This is a genomic window from Kitasatospora sp. NPDC023176 (genome assembly GCF_055560495.1).
In genome coordinates, this window is the sequence record NZ_JBVHIP010000024.1 from 1 (window position 1) to 18,032 (window position 18,032).

Sequence of the window (18,032 nt, forward strand, 5' to 3'; positions counted from 1 at the left end):
GCGCCGCCCCCTTCCGCAGCGCGTCCCTCTCGCCTGGTGGGGAGGGGGTGGGTGGGTGGGGGAGGTGGGGGGAGGGGTGCGGGGGTGGGTGGGTGGGCGGGTGGGTGCGGGTTGGGGGTGCTGGGGGTGGGTGGGTGCGGGTTGGGGGTGCCGGGGTGGGTGGGGGTGGGTGGGGGGTGAGGGGTGTTGTGGGCGCGCGGGCTTTCGCCCTGCGCGTCCGCTGGGGTGGGGAGGCGAAAGCCCGCGCGCCCGTGGGGGAGGGGAGGAGGGGGTGGCGTCAGCGTGGGGGCGGCCCCGAACGGGTGAACAGCGGCGGCGACACGCATCAGGCGGGGTTGACCGGCGTTGAGTGGAGGGACGAGTGCACGAACGACGTGTACGGGGTGGCCGAGCTAGCGAAGGGGTGAGCCGGTGGCGGGTCTGCATCGAGCCGTGCTGCTGCGGGCGGCGGCTGCCGCGCTGGCCCTGGGGGCGGCGGTCGGCGCGCACACGGAGGTGGGGCAGGCGTTGGCCAAGCGGGGGGCCGAGCGGGCGGAGCGGGAGGCGGTCGCCTGCGCGGAGGCGGCGCGGTGGGATGCGGCGGAGCGGGCTGCCCGGGGGCAGCACGAGGGGCGGCCGGAGGTGTTCGATCCGGGGTGGATGTCGGGGTGCCGGTGACGGAGCGGTGTTCGAGGAATTCGGACGGAACGTCACTCGTCCGGCTTAATTCGTGAATCCGGAGGAACCGGCGTTCATCCCTTACGGTTCGTCAGGAAGTGAATGAGTTTCCCGAGGGGGGTTCCCTGATGGCCGGCCCGGCAGTGCAGCCCGGTGATTCCGCGCCCACGCCGGCGGCGCGGCGGCCGGTGCCGGTCTGGAGCGAGTGGCCGGGCACGGCCGTACGGCTCGGCCTGGCGGTGGTCTGGGGGTGGGCCGGGCTGGCGAAGATCGCCGATCCGGCGGAGGCCGCGCAGGCGGTCCGGGCGTACGAGATCCTGCCCGAGGGCCTGGTCAAGCCGATCGGCTACGGGCTGCCCTTCCTGGAGCTGGCGCTCGCCCTGCTGCTGGTGATCGGCATCGGGGTCCGGCTGGTCGCCGGGGTCTCCGCGCTGCTGCTGCTCGCCTTCATCGCCGGGATCGCCTCGGCCTGGGCGCGCGGCATCTCGATCGACTGCGGCTGCTTCGGCGGGGGCGGGCACGTCGACGCCTCGCAGACCGAGTACCTGCAGGAGATCCTCCGCGACACCGGCTTCCTGCTGCTGGCCGGGTTCCTGCTGTGGCGGCCCCGTACCCGGCTCTCGGCCGACGGCTGGCTGGCGAGCTGACCTGTCCGGCCATTCCCATCCCCGCACCCGACGAAGGCCCCCCGACCGTGGATGTCAAGGCAATGAGCGAGAAGAACCGAGAAGGCAAGCGCACCGCCCGTGAGCGGATGCTGGAGCAGCGGGCGGCCGAGGAGGCCGGCTCGCGGCGCAGGAAGAAGCTGATCGTCGGCGGGGCCGTGCTCGCGGTGATCGCCGCCGCGGTGGTCACCGGCGTGGTGGTGCAGAACCAGCGCTCCAAGCCGGAGACCCCGACCGCCGCCCCGGCCGGGACGATCGGCGACAAGAACCTGGTGGTCCCGGTCGGCGCGAGCAACGCGCCGTCGGTGCTCACGGTGTACGAGGACCCCCGGTGTCCGGCCTGCGGGATCTTCGAGCGGGAGTTCTCGTCGACCATCGATCAGCTCGAAGACGCCGGGAAGATCTACACCAACGCCCATGTCGTCTCCTTCATCGACCGGGCGGTGCCGGGCAAGGGGTCGAAGAACGGTGCCAACGCCCTGGCCTGCGCCCAGGACGCCGGGCACTTCCGGGACTTCCACGACGTGCTGTACCGCAACCAGCCGGACGAGACCAATGACGCCTTCGGCAACAAGGCCGTCCTGTTGAACCTGGCGAAGCAGGTGAACGGGCTGGACACGCCGGAGTTCCAGGCCTGCGTCAATGACAACAAGTTCGGCGGGTGGGTGTCCGCGGTGCAGCAGGACTTCGACAAGTCCAGCTACAAGTCCACCCCGACCGTGCTGCTCAACGGCAAGCCGATCTACCCGAAGAACGGCGACGAGGAGATCACTCCGGCGAACCTGGAGAAGTGGGTCGACGCCGCGAACCAGGGCAAGCAGCTGGGGACGACCGGCCCGCACGGGCAGAGCCCGGCGCCCACCGCGGCCGCTTCGGAGGCCAACAACCCTTCGCCGACGGCCGGCTGAGACGTCCCGTCGCGGCGCCGCCCCCTCCGGTGGGAGGGGGCGGCGCCGTTCGTTGTTCGGTTTCTGTGACCCCGGGGGTGTCCGATGGGGACGTCGGACCCTGTAGCGTCGGAACCGCCATGGATATCGCCTACATTCCCAGCCCGTCGCGGGGCGTCCTCTACCTCGGACCGATCCCGCTGCGCGCCTACGCCTTCTGCATCATCCTCGGGGTCGTCGCGGCCGTCTGGCTCGGCAGCAAGCGCTGGGTCGCCCGGGGCGGTGCCAAGCACACCGTCGGTGACATCGCCGTCTGGGCCGTGCCCTTCGGCCTGGTCGGCGGCCGGCTCTACCACGTGATCACCGACCACCAGCTGTACTTCGGTGAGGGGAAGAACCCCTGGAACGCCCTCAGGATCTGGGAGGGCGGCCTCGGGATCTGGGGCGCGGTCGCGCTGGGCGCGGTCGGGGCCTGGATCGGCTGCCGCCGCCGGGGCGTGCCGCTGCCCGCGTACGCCGACGCCATCGCGCCGGGCATCGCGCTCGCGCAGGCGATGGGCCGCTGGGGCAACTACTTCAACCAGGAGCTGTACGGACGGGCGACGACCCTGCCGTGGGGCCTGGAGATCCACAAGACGCTGCCCGACGGCGAGGTGGTGAGCGGCGTCTTCCACCCGACCTTCCTGTACGAGTCGATCTGGGACATCGCCGTCGCGCTGCTGGTGATCTGGGCCGACCGGCGCTGGAAGCTGGGGCACGGCCGGGCCTTCGCGCTGTACGTGGCCGCGTACACGGTGGGCCGGTTCTGGACCGAGTGGCTGCGGATCGACGAGGCGCACGTCTACTTCGGTCTGCGGCTCAATGACTGGACGTCGATCGTGGTGTTCATCGGCGCCGTCGCGTACTTCGTGATCGTCGGGAAGAAGCGGCCCGGGCGTGAGGACCCGGCGAGCATCGACCCGGCGGCGCACGTCGAGGCGGACGGGGACGCCGAGCGGGCGGAGGGCGAGAAGCCGGCCGAGAGGCCCCGCGAGACGGTGGACGGGGAGAAGCCGTCCCGGATCGTGGACGGGGAGACGGCCAAGGAGCCGGCCGCCGCGGCGGCGGAGCAGACCGGCAAGGACGCCAAGAACCCGATCTGAGCAGGCACGTTCGCTGACTGAGGCTGCCCTTCGCGAGACCTGCGAAGGGCAGCCTCAGCATCGTTCGGACAGCCTTACTTTGCTGGAAATGCCCAGGTCAAGAGGGCTACGGTCGGGGCGACGAACGAAGACTGAGGGGAATGACCGTGACTGCGAGCACCCTGGAAGCCGAGCCCGCCCAGCACCCGCGGATACCCGCGGCCGACCACCACCGGGACGTCAACGGCGGCTGGCTGCGGCCCGCGGTGTTCGGTGCGGTGGACGGCCTGGTGTCCAACTTCGCGCTGATGACCGGGGTGGTCGGCGGCGCGGCGTCCAACGGCACCGTGATCCTGACCGGGCTGGCCGGCCTGGCGGCCGGGGCCTGTTCGATGGCGGCGGGGGAGTACACCTCGGTGGCCTCGCAGCGGGAGCTGGTGCAGGCCGAGATCGAGGCCGAGCGGCTGGAGCTGAGCCGCAACCCGCAGGGCGAGCTGGCCGAGCTGGCGCAGCTGTACGTCTCGCGCGGGGTGGAGCCGGAGCTGGCCCACGAGGTGGCCCGGCAGCTGTCCCGCGATCCGGAGCTGGCCCTGGAGATCCACGCCCGGGAGGAGCTGGGGATCGACCCCACGGACCTCCCCTCGCCGCTGGTCGCGGCCGGCTCGTCCTTCCTGTGCTTCGCGCTCGGCGCGCTGCTCCCGCTGCTGCCGTACCTGCTGGGGGCGACCACGCTGCTGCCCGCGCTGCTGCTGGCGGCGGTCGGGCTGTTCGCCTGCGGCGCGGTGGTGGCCCGGGTGACGGAGCGCAGCTGGTGGTTCAGCGGGCTGCGGCAGCTGGTGCTGGGCGGGGCCGCCGCCGGGGTGACGTATCTGCTGGGTTGGGTGATCGGCGGGCACGTCGGATAGAACCCGCTCCGTGCGACAGCGCTGCATGACTATGCCGGGCAATGCGTGACGTTTCACACATGGACGTCGCGGGTTGCCCGGCATCGTCTCATCATCCGGGCCTTGGAGCCGCGGATTCGCATCCGGCGGTGGGGGTCTCGGGATGGATTCCCAGGCGCTCATGATCGGCTTGTGTGGCGATCCGGTTTCGCCCCTGTTTCAGGCCGAGGGTCCTTGGGCACAATCGTCAGGACGTGCACTGTGGCACGCCCTCTCTCCCAGCCCCCTGACCTGCGTGTCCGTCCGCCATGTGGACGGGATATTCCGCTTCTCGGGATCCTGGGCATCATGTAACTTGCACGACACACCGCACCATCGCATCAGGGCCAACGTCGTCCCTACTTGCACCAACTTGCCGAAAGACGACGACGGGAGAGCCGATGCTGTCTGCATCCATGCACTCCGCCAACGAGCCTCAGGCCGGCGCCGCCCGCCAGCCGTACACGCTCGTGCCGGATGCGCGACCTGCTGCTCAGGGCCTGTACGACCCGCGAAACGAGCACGACGCCTGTGGCGTCGGTTTCGTCGCCACGCTGACCGGCATCGCCGACCACACCATCGTCGAGCAGGCGCTGAACGTCCTGCGCAACCTGGAGCACCGCGGCGCCACCGGCGCCGAGCCGGACTCCGGTGACGGCGCGGGCATCCTCACCCAGATCCCGGACGCCTTCCTGCGCGGCAAGGTGGACTTCGAACTCCCGGCGGCCGGTGCCTACGCCGTCGGCATCGCCTTCCTGCCGGACGAGGACGCCGCCGCCGACGCAGCCGTCGCGCAGATCGAGGCGATCGCGGCCGAGGAGGACCTGACGGTCCTGGGCTGGCGCGACGTGCCGGTCACCCCCGACCTGCTCGGCTCCACCGCGCGCAGCGTGATGCCGCGGTTCCGGCAGCTCTTCCTGAGCAAGGAGGGCCGGGCCGGGATCGAGCTGGACCGGGTCGCCTTCGTGGTCCGCAAGCGGGCCGAGCGCGAGGCCGGCGCCTACTTCCCGTCGCTGTCCGCCCGCACCATCGTCTACAAGGGCATGCTGACCACCGGGCAGCTGGAGCCCTTCTTCCCCGACCTGTCGGACCGCAGCTACGCGTCCGCCATCGGCCTGGTGCACTCGCGGTTCTCCACCAACACCTTCCCGAGCTGGCCGCTCGCCCACCCGTACCGCTTCGTCGCGCACAACGGTGAGATCAACACCGTCAAGGGCAACCGCAACTGGATGCGCGCCCGGGAGTCCCAGCTCGCGACGGATCTGATCCCCGGCGACTTGAGCAGGATCTTCCCGATCTGCACGCCGGAGCACTCCGACTCGGCCTCCTTCGACGAGGTCCTGGAACTGCTCCACCTCGGCGGCCGCTCGCTGCCGCACTCGGTGCTGATGATGATCCCGGAGGCGTGGGAGAACCACGCCACCATGGAACCGGCCCGCCGCGCCTTCTACCAGTACCACTCCAACCTGATGGAGCCCTGGGACGGCCCGGCCTGCGTCACCTTCACCGACGGCACCCAGGTCGGCGCCGTGCTCGACCGCAACGGCCTGCGCCCGGCCCGCTACTGGATCACCGAGGACGGCCTGGTCGTCCTCTCCTCCGAGGTCGGCGTGCTCGACATCGACCAGGAGAAGGTCACCAAGAAGGGCCGCCTGCAGCCCGGCCGGATGTTCCTGGTGGACACCGTCGAGGGCCGGATCGTCGAGGACGAGGAGATCAAGTCCGCCCTCGCCGCCGAGCACCCCTACCAGGAGTGGGTCGGCGCCGGGCAGATCCAGCTCGCCAAGCTGCCCGAGCGCGAGCACATCGCCCACACCCACGCCTCCGTCACCCGCCGCCAGCAGACCTTCGGCTACACCGAGGAGGAGCTGCGCGTCATCCTGGCGCCGATGGCCAAGACCGGCGGCGAGGCGCTCGGCTCGATGGGCACCGACTCGCCGATCGCCGCGCTGAGCGAGAAGCCGCGCCTGCTCTTCGACTACTTCGTTCAGCTCTTCGCGCAGGTCACCAACCCGCCGCTGGACGCCATCCGCGAGGAGCTCGTCACCTCGCTGCTGTCCAACCTCGGGCCCGAGGGCAACCTGCTGGTCGCCGAGTCCGCCTCCTGCCGCTCCGTCGGGATCACCTTCCCGGTGATCGACAACGACGAGCTGGCCAAGCTGGTCCACGTCAACGCCGACGGCGACCAGCCCGGACTGAAGGCCGTCACGCTGTCCGGCCTGTACAAGGTCGCCTCCGGTGGCGAGGGCCTGGCCGCCCGGCTGGCGGAGATCGCCGCCGAGGCCGACGCGGCGATCGCCGACGGCGCCCGGATCATCGTGCTCTCCGACCGGCACTCCGACGCCGAGCACGCCCCGATCCCCTCGCTGCTGCTCACCTCCGCCATCCACCACCACCTGATCCGCACCAAGCAGCGCACCCAGGTGTCGCTGCTGGTCGAGGCCGGCGACGTGCGCGAGGTGCACCACGTCGCGCTGCTGATCGGCTACGGCGCGGGGGCCGTCAACCCGTACCTGGCGATGGAGACGGTCGAGGACCTGGTCGCCCAGAACGTCTTCATCCAGGGCGTCGAGGCCGAGAAGGCGATCAAGAACCTGATCAAGGCGCTCGGCAAGGGCGTGCTCAAGGTGATGTCCAAGATGGGCATCTCGACCGTCGCCTCCTACCGCGGCGCGCAGGTCTTCGAGGCGATCGGGCTCTCCCAGGACCTGGTCGACGCGTACTTCGCCGGGACCACCACCAAGCTCGGCGGGATCGGGCTGGAGGAGATCGCCCGCGAGACGGCCGCCCGGCACGCCAAGGCCTACCCGGCCTCCGGCATCCCGGCCGCGCACCGCGCGCTGGAGATCGGCGGCGAGTACCAGTGGCGCCGCGAGGGCGAGCCCCACCTGTTCGACCCGGACACCGTCTTCCGGCTGCAGCACGCCACCCGCAACCGCCGCTACGACATCTTCAAGCAGTACACGGACCGGGTGAACGAGCAGTCCGAGCGCCTGATGACGCTGCGCGGCCTGTTCCAGCTGGACGGCCTCGGCCGGGAGCCGATCCCGGTGGCGGAGGTCGAGCCGGTCTCCGAGATCGTCAAGCGCTTCTCCACCGGCGCGATGTCCTACGGCTCCATCTCCCGCGAGGCGCACGAGACCCTCGCCATCGCGATGAACCGCCTCGGCGGCAAGTCCAACACCGGTGAGGGCGGCGAGGACCCGGACCGCCTGTACGACCCCGAGCGCCGCTCGGCGATCAAGCAGGTCGCCTCCGGCCGGTTCGGCGTCACCTCCGAGTACCTGGTCAACGCCGACGACATCCAGATCAAGATGGCCCAGGGCGCCAAGCCCGGCGAGGGCGGCCAGCTGCCCGGCCACAAGGTCTACCCGTGGGTCGCCCGGACCCGGCACTCCACCCCCGGCGTCGGCCTGATCTCGCCGCCGCCGCACCACGACATCTACTCGATCGAGGACCTCGCCCAGCTGATCCACGACCTCAAGAACGCCAACCCGGCCGCCCGCATCCACGTGAAGCTGGTGTCCGAGGTCGGCGTCGGGACGGTCGCGGCGGGCGTGTCCAAGGCGCACGCGGACGTGGTGCTGGTGTCCGGCCACGACGGTGGCACCGGAGCCTCGCCGCTCACCTCGCTGAAGCACGCCGGCGGCCCCTGGGAGCTGGGCCTCGCCGAGACCCAGCAGACCCTGCTGCTGAACGGGCTGCGCGACCGGATCGTCGTCCAGACCGACGGCCAGCTGAAGACCGGGCGCGACGTCGTCATCGCCGCGCTGCTCGGCGCCGAGGAGTTCGGCTTCGCGACGGCCCCGCTGGTGGTCTCCGGCTGCATCATGATGCGGGTCTGCCACCTGGACACCTGCCCGGTCGGCGTCGCCACCCAGAACCCGGTGCTGCGCGAGCGCTTCACCGGCAAGCCCGAATTCGTGGTCAACTTCTTCGAGTTCATCGCCGAGGAGGTCCGGGAGATCCTGGCCTCGCTGGGCTTCCGCTCGATAGAGGAGGCCGTCGGCCACGCCGAGCACATCAACGCCCAGGCCGCGATCGACCACTGGAAGGCCGCCGGGCTCGACCTGGCCCCGCTGTTCCACGTGCCGGCGCTGCCCGAGGGCGCCGCCCGGCACCGCACCACCACCCAGGACCACGCGCTGGACAAGGCCCTCGACAACCAGCTGATCACGCTGGCCGAGGACGCCCTGGAGCGCGGCGAGTCGGTCCGGATCCAGCTGCCGATCCGCAACGTCAACCGCACGGTCGGCACCATGCTCGGCCACCAGGTGACCAAGCGGTACCGCGGTGAGGGCCTGCCGGAGGGGACCATCGACGTCACCTTCACCGGCTCGGCCGGGCAGTCCTTCGGCGCGTTCGTGCCCAAGGGGATCACCCTGCGGCTGGAAGGCGACGCCAACGACTACGTGGGCAAGGGCCTTTCCGGCGGCGTGCTCGTCGTCCGCCCGGCCCGCGACGCCGCGGCCATCGGCAACGACGCCCAGAACCACGTGATCGCCGGCAACACCATCGGCTACGGCGCCACCTCCGGCCGGATCCACCTGCGCGGCAAGGCCGGTGAGCGCTTCGCCGTCCGCAACTCCGGCGCCACCCTCGTCGTCGAGGGCGTCGGCGACCACGGCCTGGAGTACATGACCGGCGGCCGGGTCGTCGTCCTCGGCGAGACCGGACGCAACCTCGCGGCCGGCATGTCCGGTGGCATCGCGTACGTCCTGGACCTGCGCCCCGCGAACGTCAACGACGGCATGGTGGGCATCGAGGCCCCCACCGCCGACGACCGCGACTGGCTGCGCGAGACCGTGCAGCAGCACTATGAGGAGACCGGCTCCACCGTGGCCGCCGAACTCCTGGCCGACTGGGGCAGCGGGGTCTCCCGCTTCTCCAAGATCATGCCGACCGACTACAAGGCAGTGCTCGCCGCCAAGGACGCCGCCGAGCGCGATGGCCTCTCCGAGGCCGAGACCACTCGCAAGATGATGGAGGCGGCTAATGGCTGACCCCAAGGGCTTCCTGACCACGCCCAAGCAGCTCGCGGAGCGCCGCCCCGTCGACGTCCGGATCCGGGACTGGAACGAGGTCTACGTCGAGCGCAGCCTGCTGCCGATCATCACGAAGCAGGCCGGCCGCTGCATGGACTGCGGCATCCCGTTCTGCCACAACGGCTGCCCGCTCGGGAACCTCATCCCCGAGTGGAACGACCTCGCCTACCGGGAGGACTTCACCGGCGCGATCGAGCGGCTGCACGCCACCAACAACTTCCCGGAGTTCACCGGGCGGCTCTGCCCGGCGCCCTGCGAGTCGGCCTGCGTGCTCGGCATCAACCAGGACGCGGTGACCATCAAGAACGTCGAGGTCACCATCATCGACAAGGCCTGGGACCGCGGCGGGGTCACCCCGCAGGTCCCCGAGCGGCTCTCCGGCAAGACCGTCGCCGTCGTCGGCTCCGGCCCGGCCGGCCTGGCCGCCGCCCAGCAGCTCACCCGGGCCGGGCACACCGTGGTGGTGTACGAGCGCGCCGACCGCATCGGCGGGCTGCTGCGCTACGGCATCCCCGAGTTCAAGATGGAGAAGCGCCACATCAACCGCCGCATCGAGCAGATGCGGGCCGAGGGCACCCGGTTCCGCACCGGCGTGCACGTCGGCGAGGACATCACCGGCCAGCAGCTGCGCGAGCGCTTCGACGCCGTCGTGGTCGCCGCCGGCGCCACCACGGCCCGCGACCTGCCGGTGCCCGGGCGCGAACTCAAGGGCGTCCACCAGGCCATGGAGTACCTGCCGCTGGCCAACAAGGTGCAGGAGGGCGACCTCGTCGACTCCCCGATCAGCGCCAAGGGCAAGCACGTGGTCGTCATCGGCGGCGGCGACACCGGCGCGGACTGTGTCGGCACCGCCCACCGCCAGGGCGCCCTCTCCGTCACCCAGCTGGAGATCATGCCGCGCCCCGGCGAGGAGCGGCCCGGACACCAGCCCTGGCCCACCATGCCGATGACCTACAAGGTCACCTCCGCGCACGAGGAGGGCGGCGAGCGGATCTACTCCGTGAACACCACCCACTTCACCGGCGACGAGGACGGCAACGTCCAGGAACTGCACTTGGTCGAGGTCGAGTTCAAGGACGGCCGGTTCGAGCCCGTCCCGGGCACCGAGCGGGCCCTCCCGGCCCAGCTGGTCACCCTGGCCATGGGCTTCACCGGGACGGACGTGAAGAACGGGCTGGTCGAGCAGCTGGGAGCGGACCTCGACGCGCGCGGTAACATTGCCCGCGACGGCCGGTTCGCCACCAATGTCGATGGCGTGTACGTCTGCGGAGACGCCGGCCGAGGCCAGTCGCTGATCGTCTGGGCCATCGCGGAAGGCCGTTCGGCCGCCGCCGCGGTGGACAAGTACCTGGGCGGCAAGACCCCGCTTCCCGCCCCGATCCGGCCCACGGACCGCCCCCTGGTGGTCTGACGGGTCCCGACGGTCCGACCGGCCCACCCCGAACCCCCGGCGCCGCATCGCCGGGAGCTCAACCCGCTGCCCCCGCCAGCGTCGCCGGGCCAACGCGGTCTCCTGGCGCCTGCCCTCTTCCCCGACCAGTTGGAGGGCGGGCGCCGTCGCGTTCCCAGGCGGGTTCTGCGAGTTCCTGCGGGATGTCTCGACGGGTGCCCTGACGGCGTTCCCAGGCGGTTCTCACCCGCCGCCCCACCCGCCCCTCCCGCACCGCCCGGCAGGGCTCTCACCTGGCTCTTACCGGCGCTCCCACCTGCGCTCCCGTCCGTGCGCCGAGCGTCGGCTCACAGCGTTCTCCCAGGCTTCGCCCCCCGACCGGAACGCACCCCGGGACGGGCTGTTGTTCGTCGGTGCCAGGTGGCAGACTGCCGCCGACGGCCGGGGGGCTGCACGAGTGCGGAGGGTGACTTCGATGGGCACGACTCAGGCAGGCGGAGGTGCCACCGTACGGCGCCTGCTGCTCGGCAGCCAGCTGCGCAAGCTCCGCGAGACCAGAGGCGTCAGTCGCGAGGAGGCCGGGTACTCGATCCGCGCCTCCGAGTCCAAGATCAGCCGGATGGAACTCGGCCGGGTCGGCTTCAAGGAACGCGACGTCGCCGACCTGCTCACCCTGTACGGCGTCGACGCCGAACAGGAACGGGCCAACATCCTCGGGCTCGTCCGGGAGGCCAACGCCACCTCCTGGTGGCACGACTACGGCGACGTGCTGCCCGCCTGGTTCCAGAACTACCTCGGACTGGAAGAGGCCGCCGCCGAGATCCGCAGCTACGAGGTCCAGTTCGTCCAGGGCCTGCTGCAGACCGCCGACTACGCCCGCGCCGTGATCACCGCCGGCGGCCACGTCGTCGAGGACAGCGAGATCGAACGCCGGGTCGAGGTACGGCGCAAGCGCCAGGACCTGCTCACCGCCGACCACCCGCCCCAGCTGCTCGCCGTCATCGACGAAGCCGCGCTGCGCCGCCCCTGGGGCGGGCCCGAGCTGATGCGCGGCCAGCTCGACCGGCTCCTCGAACTCTCCGAACTGCCCAACGTACGGCTGCAGGTGCGGCCGCTCGGCGGCGCCGCGCTCAGCGCCGAGAGCGGCGCGTTCAGCGTGCTGGGCTTCAGCGAGGCCGAACTCGCCGACGTCGTCTACCTGGAGCTGTTCACCACCGCGCTCTACGTGGACAAGCCCGCCGAGGTCGCCTCGTACCGGCAGGCGATGGACGGGCTGATCGCCGAGAGTCTCGGGCTCGAACAGACCCGCGATCTTCTGCACTCCGTACGCCAAGAGCTGTAACACGTCAGTACGATGAGGTCCCATCAGGTCGGGCACGAGAGGGATCAGATGTCGTACTTCTCCGAGTTGGCGCTGCAGTACATCGACGGCGAATGGTGCAGCGGCAGCGGCTCCTGGGACATCGTCGACGTCGACCCGTACTCCGGCGACAAGCTGGCCACCATCACCGTGGCCACCGTCGCCGAGGTCGACCGGGCCTACCGCGCCGCCGAGCGCGCCCAGCGCTCCTGGGCCGCCACCAACCCGTACCAGCGCCGGCTGGTCTTCGAGCGGATGCTGCGGCTGGTCGAGGAGCGCGAGGGCGAGATCGTCCGGGCCATCATGGCCGAGCTCGGCGGCACCGCGCTCAAGGCCGGCTTCGAACTCTCGCTGGTCAAGGACATGCTGCGGGAGTGCCTGCACCTGTCGGTGGCCACCGAGGGGCGGCTGCTGCCCTCGACCGCGCCCGGCAAGGAGAACCGCCTCCACCGGCTGCCGGTCGGCGTGGTCGGCGTGATCAGCCCGTTCAACTTCCCGCTGTTCCTGGCCCTGAAGGCGATCGCCCCGGCGCTCGCCCTCGGCAACGGCGTCGTGCTCAAGCCGCACCAGGAGACCCCGATCGTCGGCGGCAGCCTGATCGCCCGGCTCTTCGAGGACGCGGGCCTGCCGCCCGGCCTGCTGAACGTCGTCATCACCGACATCGCGGAGATCGGCGACAGCTTCCTGGAGCACCCGGTCCCCAAGGTGATCTCCTTCACCGGCTCCGACCAGATCGGCCGGCACGTCGCCACCGTCGCCGCCGCGCACTTCAAGCGGTCCGTGCTGGAACTCGGCGGCAACAGCGCGCTGATCGTGCTGGACGACGCCGACCTCGACTACGCCGTGGACGCGGCAGTGTTCAGCCGCTTCGTCCACCAGGGCCAGGTCTGCATGGCCGCCAACCGGGTGCTGGTCGACCGCAGCGTGCTCGCCGAGTTCACCGAGAAGTTCGTCGCCAAGGTCGCCTCGCTGACCGTCGGCGACCCCAGGGACCCGGCCACCCACATCGGCCCGCTGATCAACTCCGTCCAGGCCGACGCCATCAACGCCCAGGTCGACCAGGCGATCACCGGCGGCGCCACCGTGCTGCTGCGCGGCGTCACGTCCGGCAGCCTGATGGCGCCCACCGTGCTCACCGGCCTGGCCGAGGACGCGCCCATCCTGCAGCGTGAACTCTTCGGCCCGGTCGCCCTGTTGGTGCCCTTCGACGGTGAGGAGGAGGCCGTCCGGCTGGCCAACCACACGCCCTTCGGGCTCAGCGGCGCCGTGCACACCGCGGACATCGAGCGCGGGGTGCGGGTCGCCCAGCGGATCGAGACCGGCATGATCCACGTCAACGGCGGGACCATCGCGGACGAGCCCGGGGTGCCGTTCGGCGGGGAGAAGAACTCCGGGGTCGGGCGGCTCAACGGGGAGTCCACGGTGGACGCCTTCACCACGCTGAAGTGGATCTCGGTGCAGCACGGGCGGGCGCCGTTCCCGTTCTAGGACCTCGCCGTCCAGGTCCTGTGCCGTCCAGGCTCTGCGTCGGTCAGGCTCTTCGTCGTTCAGGCGCTCTGCCGTTCAGGCCCTTCGCGGATCACGCGGCGCGGGCCTCCCGGCGGTAGCCGCCGGGGGCCAGGCCGAACTCCCGCTTGAACGCCTTCGCGAAGGCGTACTCCGAGCCGTACCCGGTCCGCGCGGCCACCGTCGTCAGCGGTGCCTCCGACTCGCGCAGCAGTTGGGCGGCGGTGGTCATCCGCCAGCGCGTCAGGTACGCCATCGGCGGCTCGCCCACCATCGAGGTGAAGCGGCGGGCGAAGGCGGCCCGGGACAGGCCCGCCCGGTCCGCCAGGGACTCCACCGTCCACGGGGTGGCCGGGGCCTCGTGGATGGCGTTCAGGGCGGGGGCGACGGCGGTGTCCCGCAGCGCCGCCGCCCAGCCGGCGCCGGCCGCGGCGGGCTGGTCCTCGAACCAGGCCCGCAGGATGTACAGCAGCAGCGAGTCGATCAGTGCCGGGACGATCCCGGTCGAGCCGATCCGCGGGTTCTCCAGCTCGGCGCCCAACAGCTGGACGGCGGCCGCCAGTTCGGGGTGGCGGCCGTGTCGGGTCGGCAGGTGGATCAGGGTCGGCAGCTGGCGCACCACCGGGTGCGGACGGGCCTGGTCCAGGTGGTAGTTGCCGCACAGCAGACTGGTGCGGGCGCCGCCCCCGCCGATCGACAGGGTGCCGATCGGCGTACTCTCCTCGACCCGGCAGGCCGAGGCGTCCACCGGCGGGGTGTCCGGGCTGTCGGCCAGGACGTGGCCGTGGGCGTCCCGCAGGAAGATGACGTCCCCCGGGCTGAGCGGGACGGGCCCGCCGCCGATCGCCGGGTCGACCGGCACCAGCCAGCAGGTGCCGTACAGCACCACGTGGAAGCCCGCCCCGGCCACCGGGGGCAGTCGCAGGGCCCACGGCGCCCGGCCGTCGGTGCGGACGGACGCGGGGCGCGCCGTACGCATCGAGGCCAGCGCCTCGGTCAGGATGTCCATCGCCCGCCCCCTGCGGTCTCGTCGCTCACTTGTCACTCAACGGTCAGCACGACCTTGCCCTGGACGGTACCCGAGCCGACCAGCTCGTGGGCCCGGCCGGCCTCGGCCAGTGGGAACACCTCGGCGACGTACGGGCGGATCCGGCCCTCGTCCACCAGCGCGGCGATCGCCTCCAGCGCGGCGTAGTCCGGCTCCACGGAGACGCCCGCGAACGTCCGGCCGGCGGCCTCGATCCCGGCGGCCAGCTCCTGGTTCCAGTGCTCCATGATGCTGACCAGGGTGCCGCCCGGCTTGAGCACCTCCAGGGCGCGGGTGCCCTCGGAGGACGAGTCGAAGACGATGTCGACGTCCTTGACGGCCTCGGTGTAGTCGGTGGTCCGGTAGTCGATCACCTCGTCGGCGCCGATCTCCCGGAGGAAGGCGTGCTTGGGCTCGCTCGCCAGCGCGATCACGTACGCGCCACGGGCCTTGGCGATCTGCACCGCGAGGTGGCCGACCCCGCCCGCCGCGCGGTGGACCAGCACCCGGTCGCCCTCGCCGACCTTCGCCAGGTCCACCAGGCCCTGCCAGGCGGTCAGTGCGGCCAGCGGCAGCGCGGCGGCCTGGGTGTGGTCCAAGGAGGCGGGCTTGCGGGCCAGTTGGCGGGACGGCGCGGCCACGTACTCGGCGTAGGCGCCGGCCGCGCGCGGGAAGAACGGCATCCCGTACACCTCCTCGCCCACCCGGTACCGGGCCCCCGGGCCGACCTCCTCGACCACCCCGGAGACGTCCCAGCCCACCGTGAACGGCGGCTCGCCCAGCAGCGGGAACGTCCCCGCCCGCACCGCCAGGTCCACCGGGTTCACTCCGGCCGCCCTCACCCGCACCAGCACCTCGCCGCTCAACGGCGTCGGCCGCTCCACCTCGGCCGGCCGCAGGACCTCGGGGCCGCCGAACTCCTGCTGCACGATCGCACGCATCGAACTCTCCCTCATCCGGTTCATCACCGGCCCCCCGTGGGGCCGTTCTCGATGTGCTCAACAGTAGGGAGATCGGAAGAGCGGATGAATATCCTCAAGTCTTCGCCGGATGTCCGATCGTCTCGTGGGGCGAGCGGATCAGGCGGGGTAGTGAACCAGGCCGTCGGTGGCGAGCTCGAAGTCGAAGGGGGCCGGGATGGGGACGCGGTCGCCGAACTTGCCGTGCCAGTGCTGGTGGTAGCCGCCGTCGGAGAGATCCGAGTAGAGGGTGATGTCGCCCTCGTACGGGTCGATCAGGAGGTAGAGGGGATGCCCATCAGTGGGTAGTCGCGGACCTTGCCGACCAAGTCGTTCTCAGGGTTCGGGATCCCGTCGCCGGAGATCTCGATCTTCCACCCGGCCGGAGGCATCAGGCTCTGCGCGTGCTCGAGCAGTCGAGCGTGACGCTCGGGAGTCTGGAACTCGCTCATGGCTCCAGTCTTCCGCCGGGAACGGCACGAAGGCCGTCTGCGCGGGGGCAGACGGCCTTCGTGGAAAGGCGCGGCTAGAACAGCGGCTGGCCGGCGCGGACGAGGCGCCAGGAGTCGGTGAAGAAGTCGGCGGGGTCGATGGTGCCCTTGGCCTTGACCCAGGCGATCATGGTGTTGCGGATCTCGTCGGAGTTCGTCCAGACCGCCTTGGCGTTGGCGACGTGCGGGAAGTTGCCGCCGCCGTTGGCGCGGTAGTTGTTGACCGCGAGGACGAACTGGGCGTTCGGGTCGATCGGCTTGCCCTGGAAGCTGAGGTTGACGATCCGGCTGCCCTTGGGCTGGGCGACGTCGATGTCGTAGCTCAGGCCGTAGATCGAGTCGTAGTTGTAGTCCGGGGTGTCCTCGGCGTTGGTCAGGGTGTCCTTGTTCACCGGGGCGCCCACGGCGAGCTGGTTGTAGTACTTGACCGAGAACTCCAGGTAGTCCTTGAGCTGGGCGCCCGTCAGGATCCGGGCCTCCAGGGTGTTCTCGTAGATGTACAGGCCGGCCGCGTCGCGCAGCTTGACCTGGCCGGCCGGGATCAGCGCGGTGCGGTTGAACGGGGCGGCCTGGGCCAGGACCGGGAGGTTGGCGTACTGTCCGCCCGCCAGCGCGGTCTTCACGGCGTCGGCCTGGACCTTGCCGATCAGGTCGATGATCGGGGTGGCCTTGAACCGGGCGTCGGCGATCGACAGCTCGATCTTGCTGGTGCCGATGTTCTGGTTGACGTACGCCACGACCTTCTTGTGCTGGCCGACGATGGCGTCGCTGATCTCCGGGTTCTCCGGCACGGTGTTGGAGTTCAGCACCCGGGAGGAGACCGAGGCGACCTTCCAGTGGCCGCCGACGAACTCGACCTCGAAGTCGAAGCAGCTCAGGCGCTGGCCCCAGCACAGCGGCTCGGAGAGCACGACCGTCTTGCCGGTCTTCTTGTTGACGATGAGGCGCTGCGCGACCTCCTTGTGGGTGTGACCCACCAGCACCGCGTCGATGTCCGGCACGGTCGCGGCCATCTCGCCGGAGGCGTCCTCGGGCCAGGGCAGCTGGTCGCCGTAGGTGGTGGCCTCGTCGATGCCGGAGTGGGCGGAGACCACGATGACGTCCGCGCCAGCGGCCTTCATCCGGGGCACGTACTTGGCGGCGGTCTCGACGATGCCCGGGAAGACCATCTGGCCGGCGACGTTGGCCTTGTCCCAGATCGCGATGCCCGGGTTGGTGAGGCCGAGGATGCCGACCTTGATCGGGGTGTCCTCGTCCAGCCACACCTCCTTGATCACGTACGGCGTGAAGGCCGGCTTCTCGTTCTTCGCGTGCAGCGCGTTGGCGCCCAGCAGCGGGAACTCCAGCTGGTCCTCGAAGGCCTTCACGGTGGGGATGCCGTAGTTGAACTCGTGGTTGCCGAGCGCGGCGGCGTCGTAGCCCATGAGGTTCATGGCGACGGCCATCGGGTGGTCCGGCACGTTGTCGCCGTCGGTGGCGATCGGCTCGATCCGGGCGTAGAAGTAGGTCAGCTGGGTGCCCTGGATGATGTCGCCGGAGTCGATCAGCAGGCAGCGGTCCCAGCCCTTGTCCTCGCGGACCTGGTTGGCCAGGGTGGAGATCTTGGCGAGGCCGACCGCGTTGTGGGCCTTGTCGACGTACTCGGCGTCGGTGAAGTAGTCCCAGTTGAGCACCCGGCCGTGCAGGTCGGTGGTGCCCATGACGGTGAAGGCCTGGCGGCGGGGCTGGTGCTTGGCGCCCTTGGCGGCCGCCGTGTCCGGCTCGGCGGCCACGGCGGCGGGGGCGGCGGCGACGACGGCTCCGCCGGCCAGGGCGGCACCGGCGGCGGTGGCGGCGGACCGGGTGACGAAGTCACGGCGGTTCAGCGGCATGGACGACTCTCCCGAGTGGGGAACGACGGCGGATGGGCCGTCAACTTGTGTGCAGATGAGGTGCGTGGCGCGTCCGCTGATGCGGTGACGCGCGTAGAAGGACGCGCGTAGAAGTGTGCCGTGCGGGCCG

Annotated in this window: 13 protein-coding genes; 9 read left to right on the plus strand and 4 right to left on the minus strand. The window is 71.0% G+C overall.

Annotated features, from left to right (window positions below):
- Positions 1-411: 411 nt before the first annotated feature.
- The 9 genes from ACZ3YL_RS27780 to ACZ3YL_RS27820 all read left to right on the plus strand — a co-directional run bounded on the left by ACZ3YL_RS27780 (position 412) and on the right by ACZ3YL_RS27820 (position 13,536).
- A complete protein-coding gene (locus ACZ3YL_RS27780) occupies positions 412-657 on the plus strand; it encodes a hypothetical protein (protein ID WP_188308933.1) in 246 nt (81 codons plus the stop codon).
- A gap of 128 nt (positions 658-785) precedes the next feature.
- Entirely contained in the window at positions 786-1,304 is a 519-nt protein-coding gene (locus ACZ3YL_RS27785; RefSeq protein WP_188308934.1) for a MauE/DoxX family redox-associated membrane protein, read from the plus strand.
- Between the two features lie 62 nt (positions 1,305-1,366).
- Positions 1,367-2,230, plus strand: a complete 864-nt coding sequence (locus ACZ3YL_RS27790) for a DsbA family protein (protein WP_188308935.1) — start codon at positions 1,367-1,369, stop codon at positions 2,228-2,230.
- Positions 2,231-2,349: 119 nt separating this feature from the next.
- Positions 2,350-3,351, plus strand: coding sequence for a prolipoprotein diacylglyceryl transferase (gene lgt / locus ACZ3YL_RS27795; protein WP_188308936.1), 1,002 nt, complete (start codon positions 2,350-2,352; stop codon positions 3,349-3,351).
- A 140-nt stretch (positions 3,352-3,491) separates the two neighbouring features.
- Positions 3,492-4,235, plus strand: coding sequence for a VIT1/CCC1 transporter family protein (locus ACZ3YL_RS27800; protein ID WP_188308937.1), 744 nt, complete (start codon positions 3,492-3,494; stop codon positions 4,233-4,235).
- Positions 4,236-4,669: 434 nt separating this feature from the next.
- A complete protein-coding gene (gene gltB, locus ACZ3YL_RS27805; RefSeq protein WP_465660300.1) occupies positions 4,670-9,256 on the plus strand; it encodes a glutamate synthase large subunit in 4,587 nt (1,528 codons plus the stop codon).
- Positions 9,249-10,709: a glutamate synthase subunit beta gene (locus tag ACZ3YL_RS27810; protein ID WP_465660237.1), complete on the plus strand. Its 1,461-nt coding sequence runs from the start codon at positions 9,249-9,251 to the stop codon at positions 10,707-10,709. Before gltB ends, ACZ3YL_RS27810 begins: the two co-directional genes overlap by 8 nt.
- A gap of 454 nt (positions 10,710-11,163) precedes the next feature.
- Complete coding sequence (locus tag ACZ3YL_RS27815; protein WP_188308939.1) at positions 11,164-12,030, plus strand: helix-turn-helix domain-containing protein; 867 nt, start codon at positions 11,164-11,166, stop codon at positions 12,028-12,030.
- Positions 12,031-12,078: 48 nt separating this feature from the next.
- Complete coding sequence (locus ACZ3YL_RS27820; RefSeq protein WP_465660238.1) at positions 12,079-13,536, plus strand: aldehyde dehydrogenase family protein; 1,458 nt, start codon at positions 12,079-12,081, stop codon at positions 13,534-13,536.
- A gap of 91 nt (positions 13,537-13,627) precedes the next feature.
- Here the strand turns inward: ACZ3YL_RS27820 and ACZ3YL_RS27825 are convergent, their stop codons facing one another.
- The 4 genes from ACZ3YL_RS27825 to ACZ3YL_RS27840 all read right to left on the minus strand — a co-directional run bounded on the left by ACZ3YL_RS27825 (position 13,628) and on the right by ACZ3YL_RS27840 (position 17,902).
- Positions 13,628-14,563 carry an AraC family transcriptional regulator gene (locus tag ACZ3YL_RS27825; RefSeq protein WP_188308941.1) on the minus strand — a complete coding sequence of 312 codons (936 nt, stop codon included), beginning with the start codon at positions 14,561-14,563 and terminating at the stop codon, positions 13,628-13,630.
- A gap of 32 nt (positions 14,564-14,595) precedes the next feature.
- Complete coding sequence (locus ACZ3YL_RS27830) at positions 14,596-15,522, minus strand: NADP-dependent oxidoreductase (protein WP_465660239.1); 927 nt, start codon at positions 15,520-15,522, stop codon at positions 14,596-14,598.
- A gap of 293 nt (positions 15,523-15,815) precedes the next feature.
- Complete coding sequence (locus tag ACZ3YL_RS27835) at positions 15,816-15,992, minus strand: hypothetical protein (RefSeq protein WP_465660240.1); 177 nt, start codon at positions 15,990-15,992, stop codon at positions 15,816-15,818.
- Positions 15,993-16,066: 74 nt separating this feature from the next.
- A complete protein-coding gene (locus ACZ3YL_RS27840; protein ID WP_188308944.1) occupies positions 16,067-17,902 on the minus strand; it encodes a bifunctional metallophosphatase/5'-nucleotidase in 1,836 nt (611 codons plus the stop codon).
- Positions 17,903-18,032: the final 130 nt, after the last annotated feature.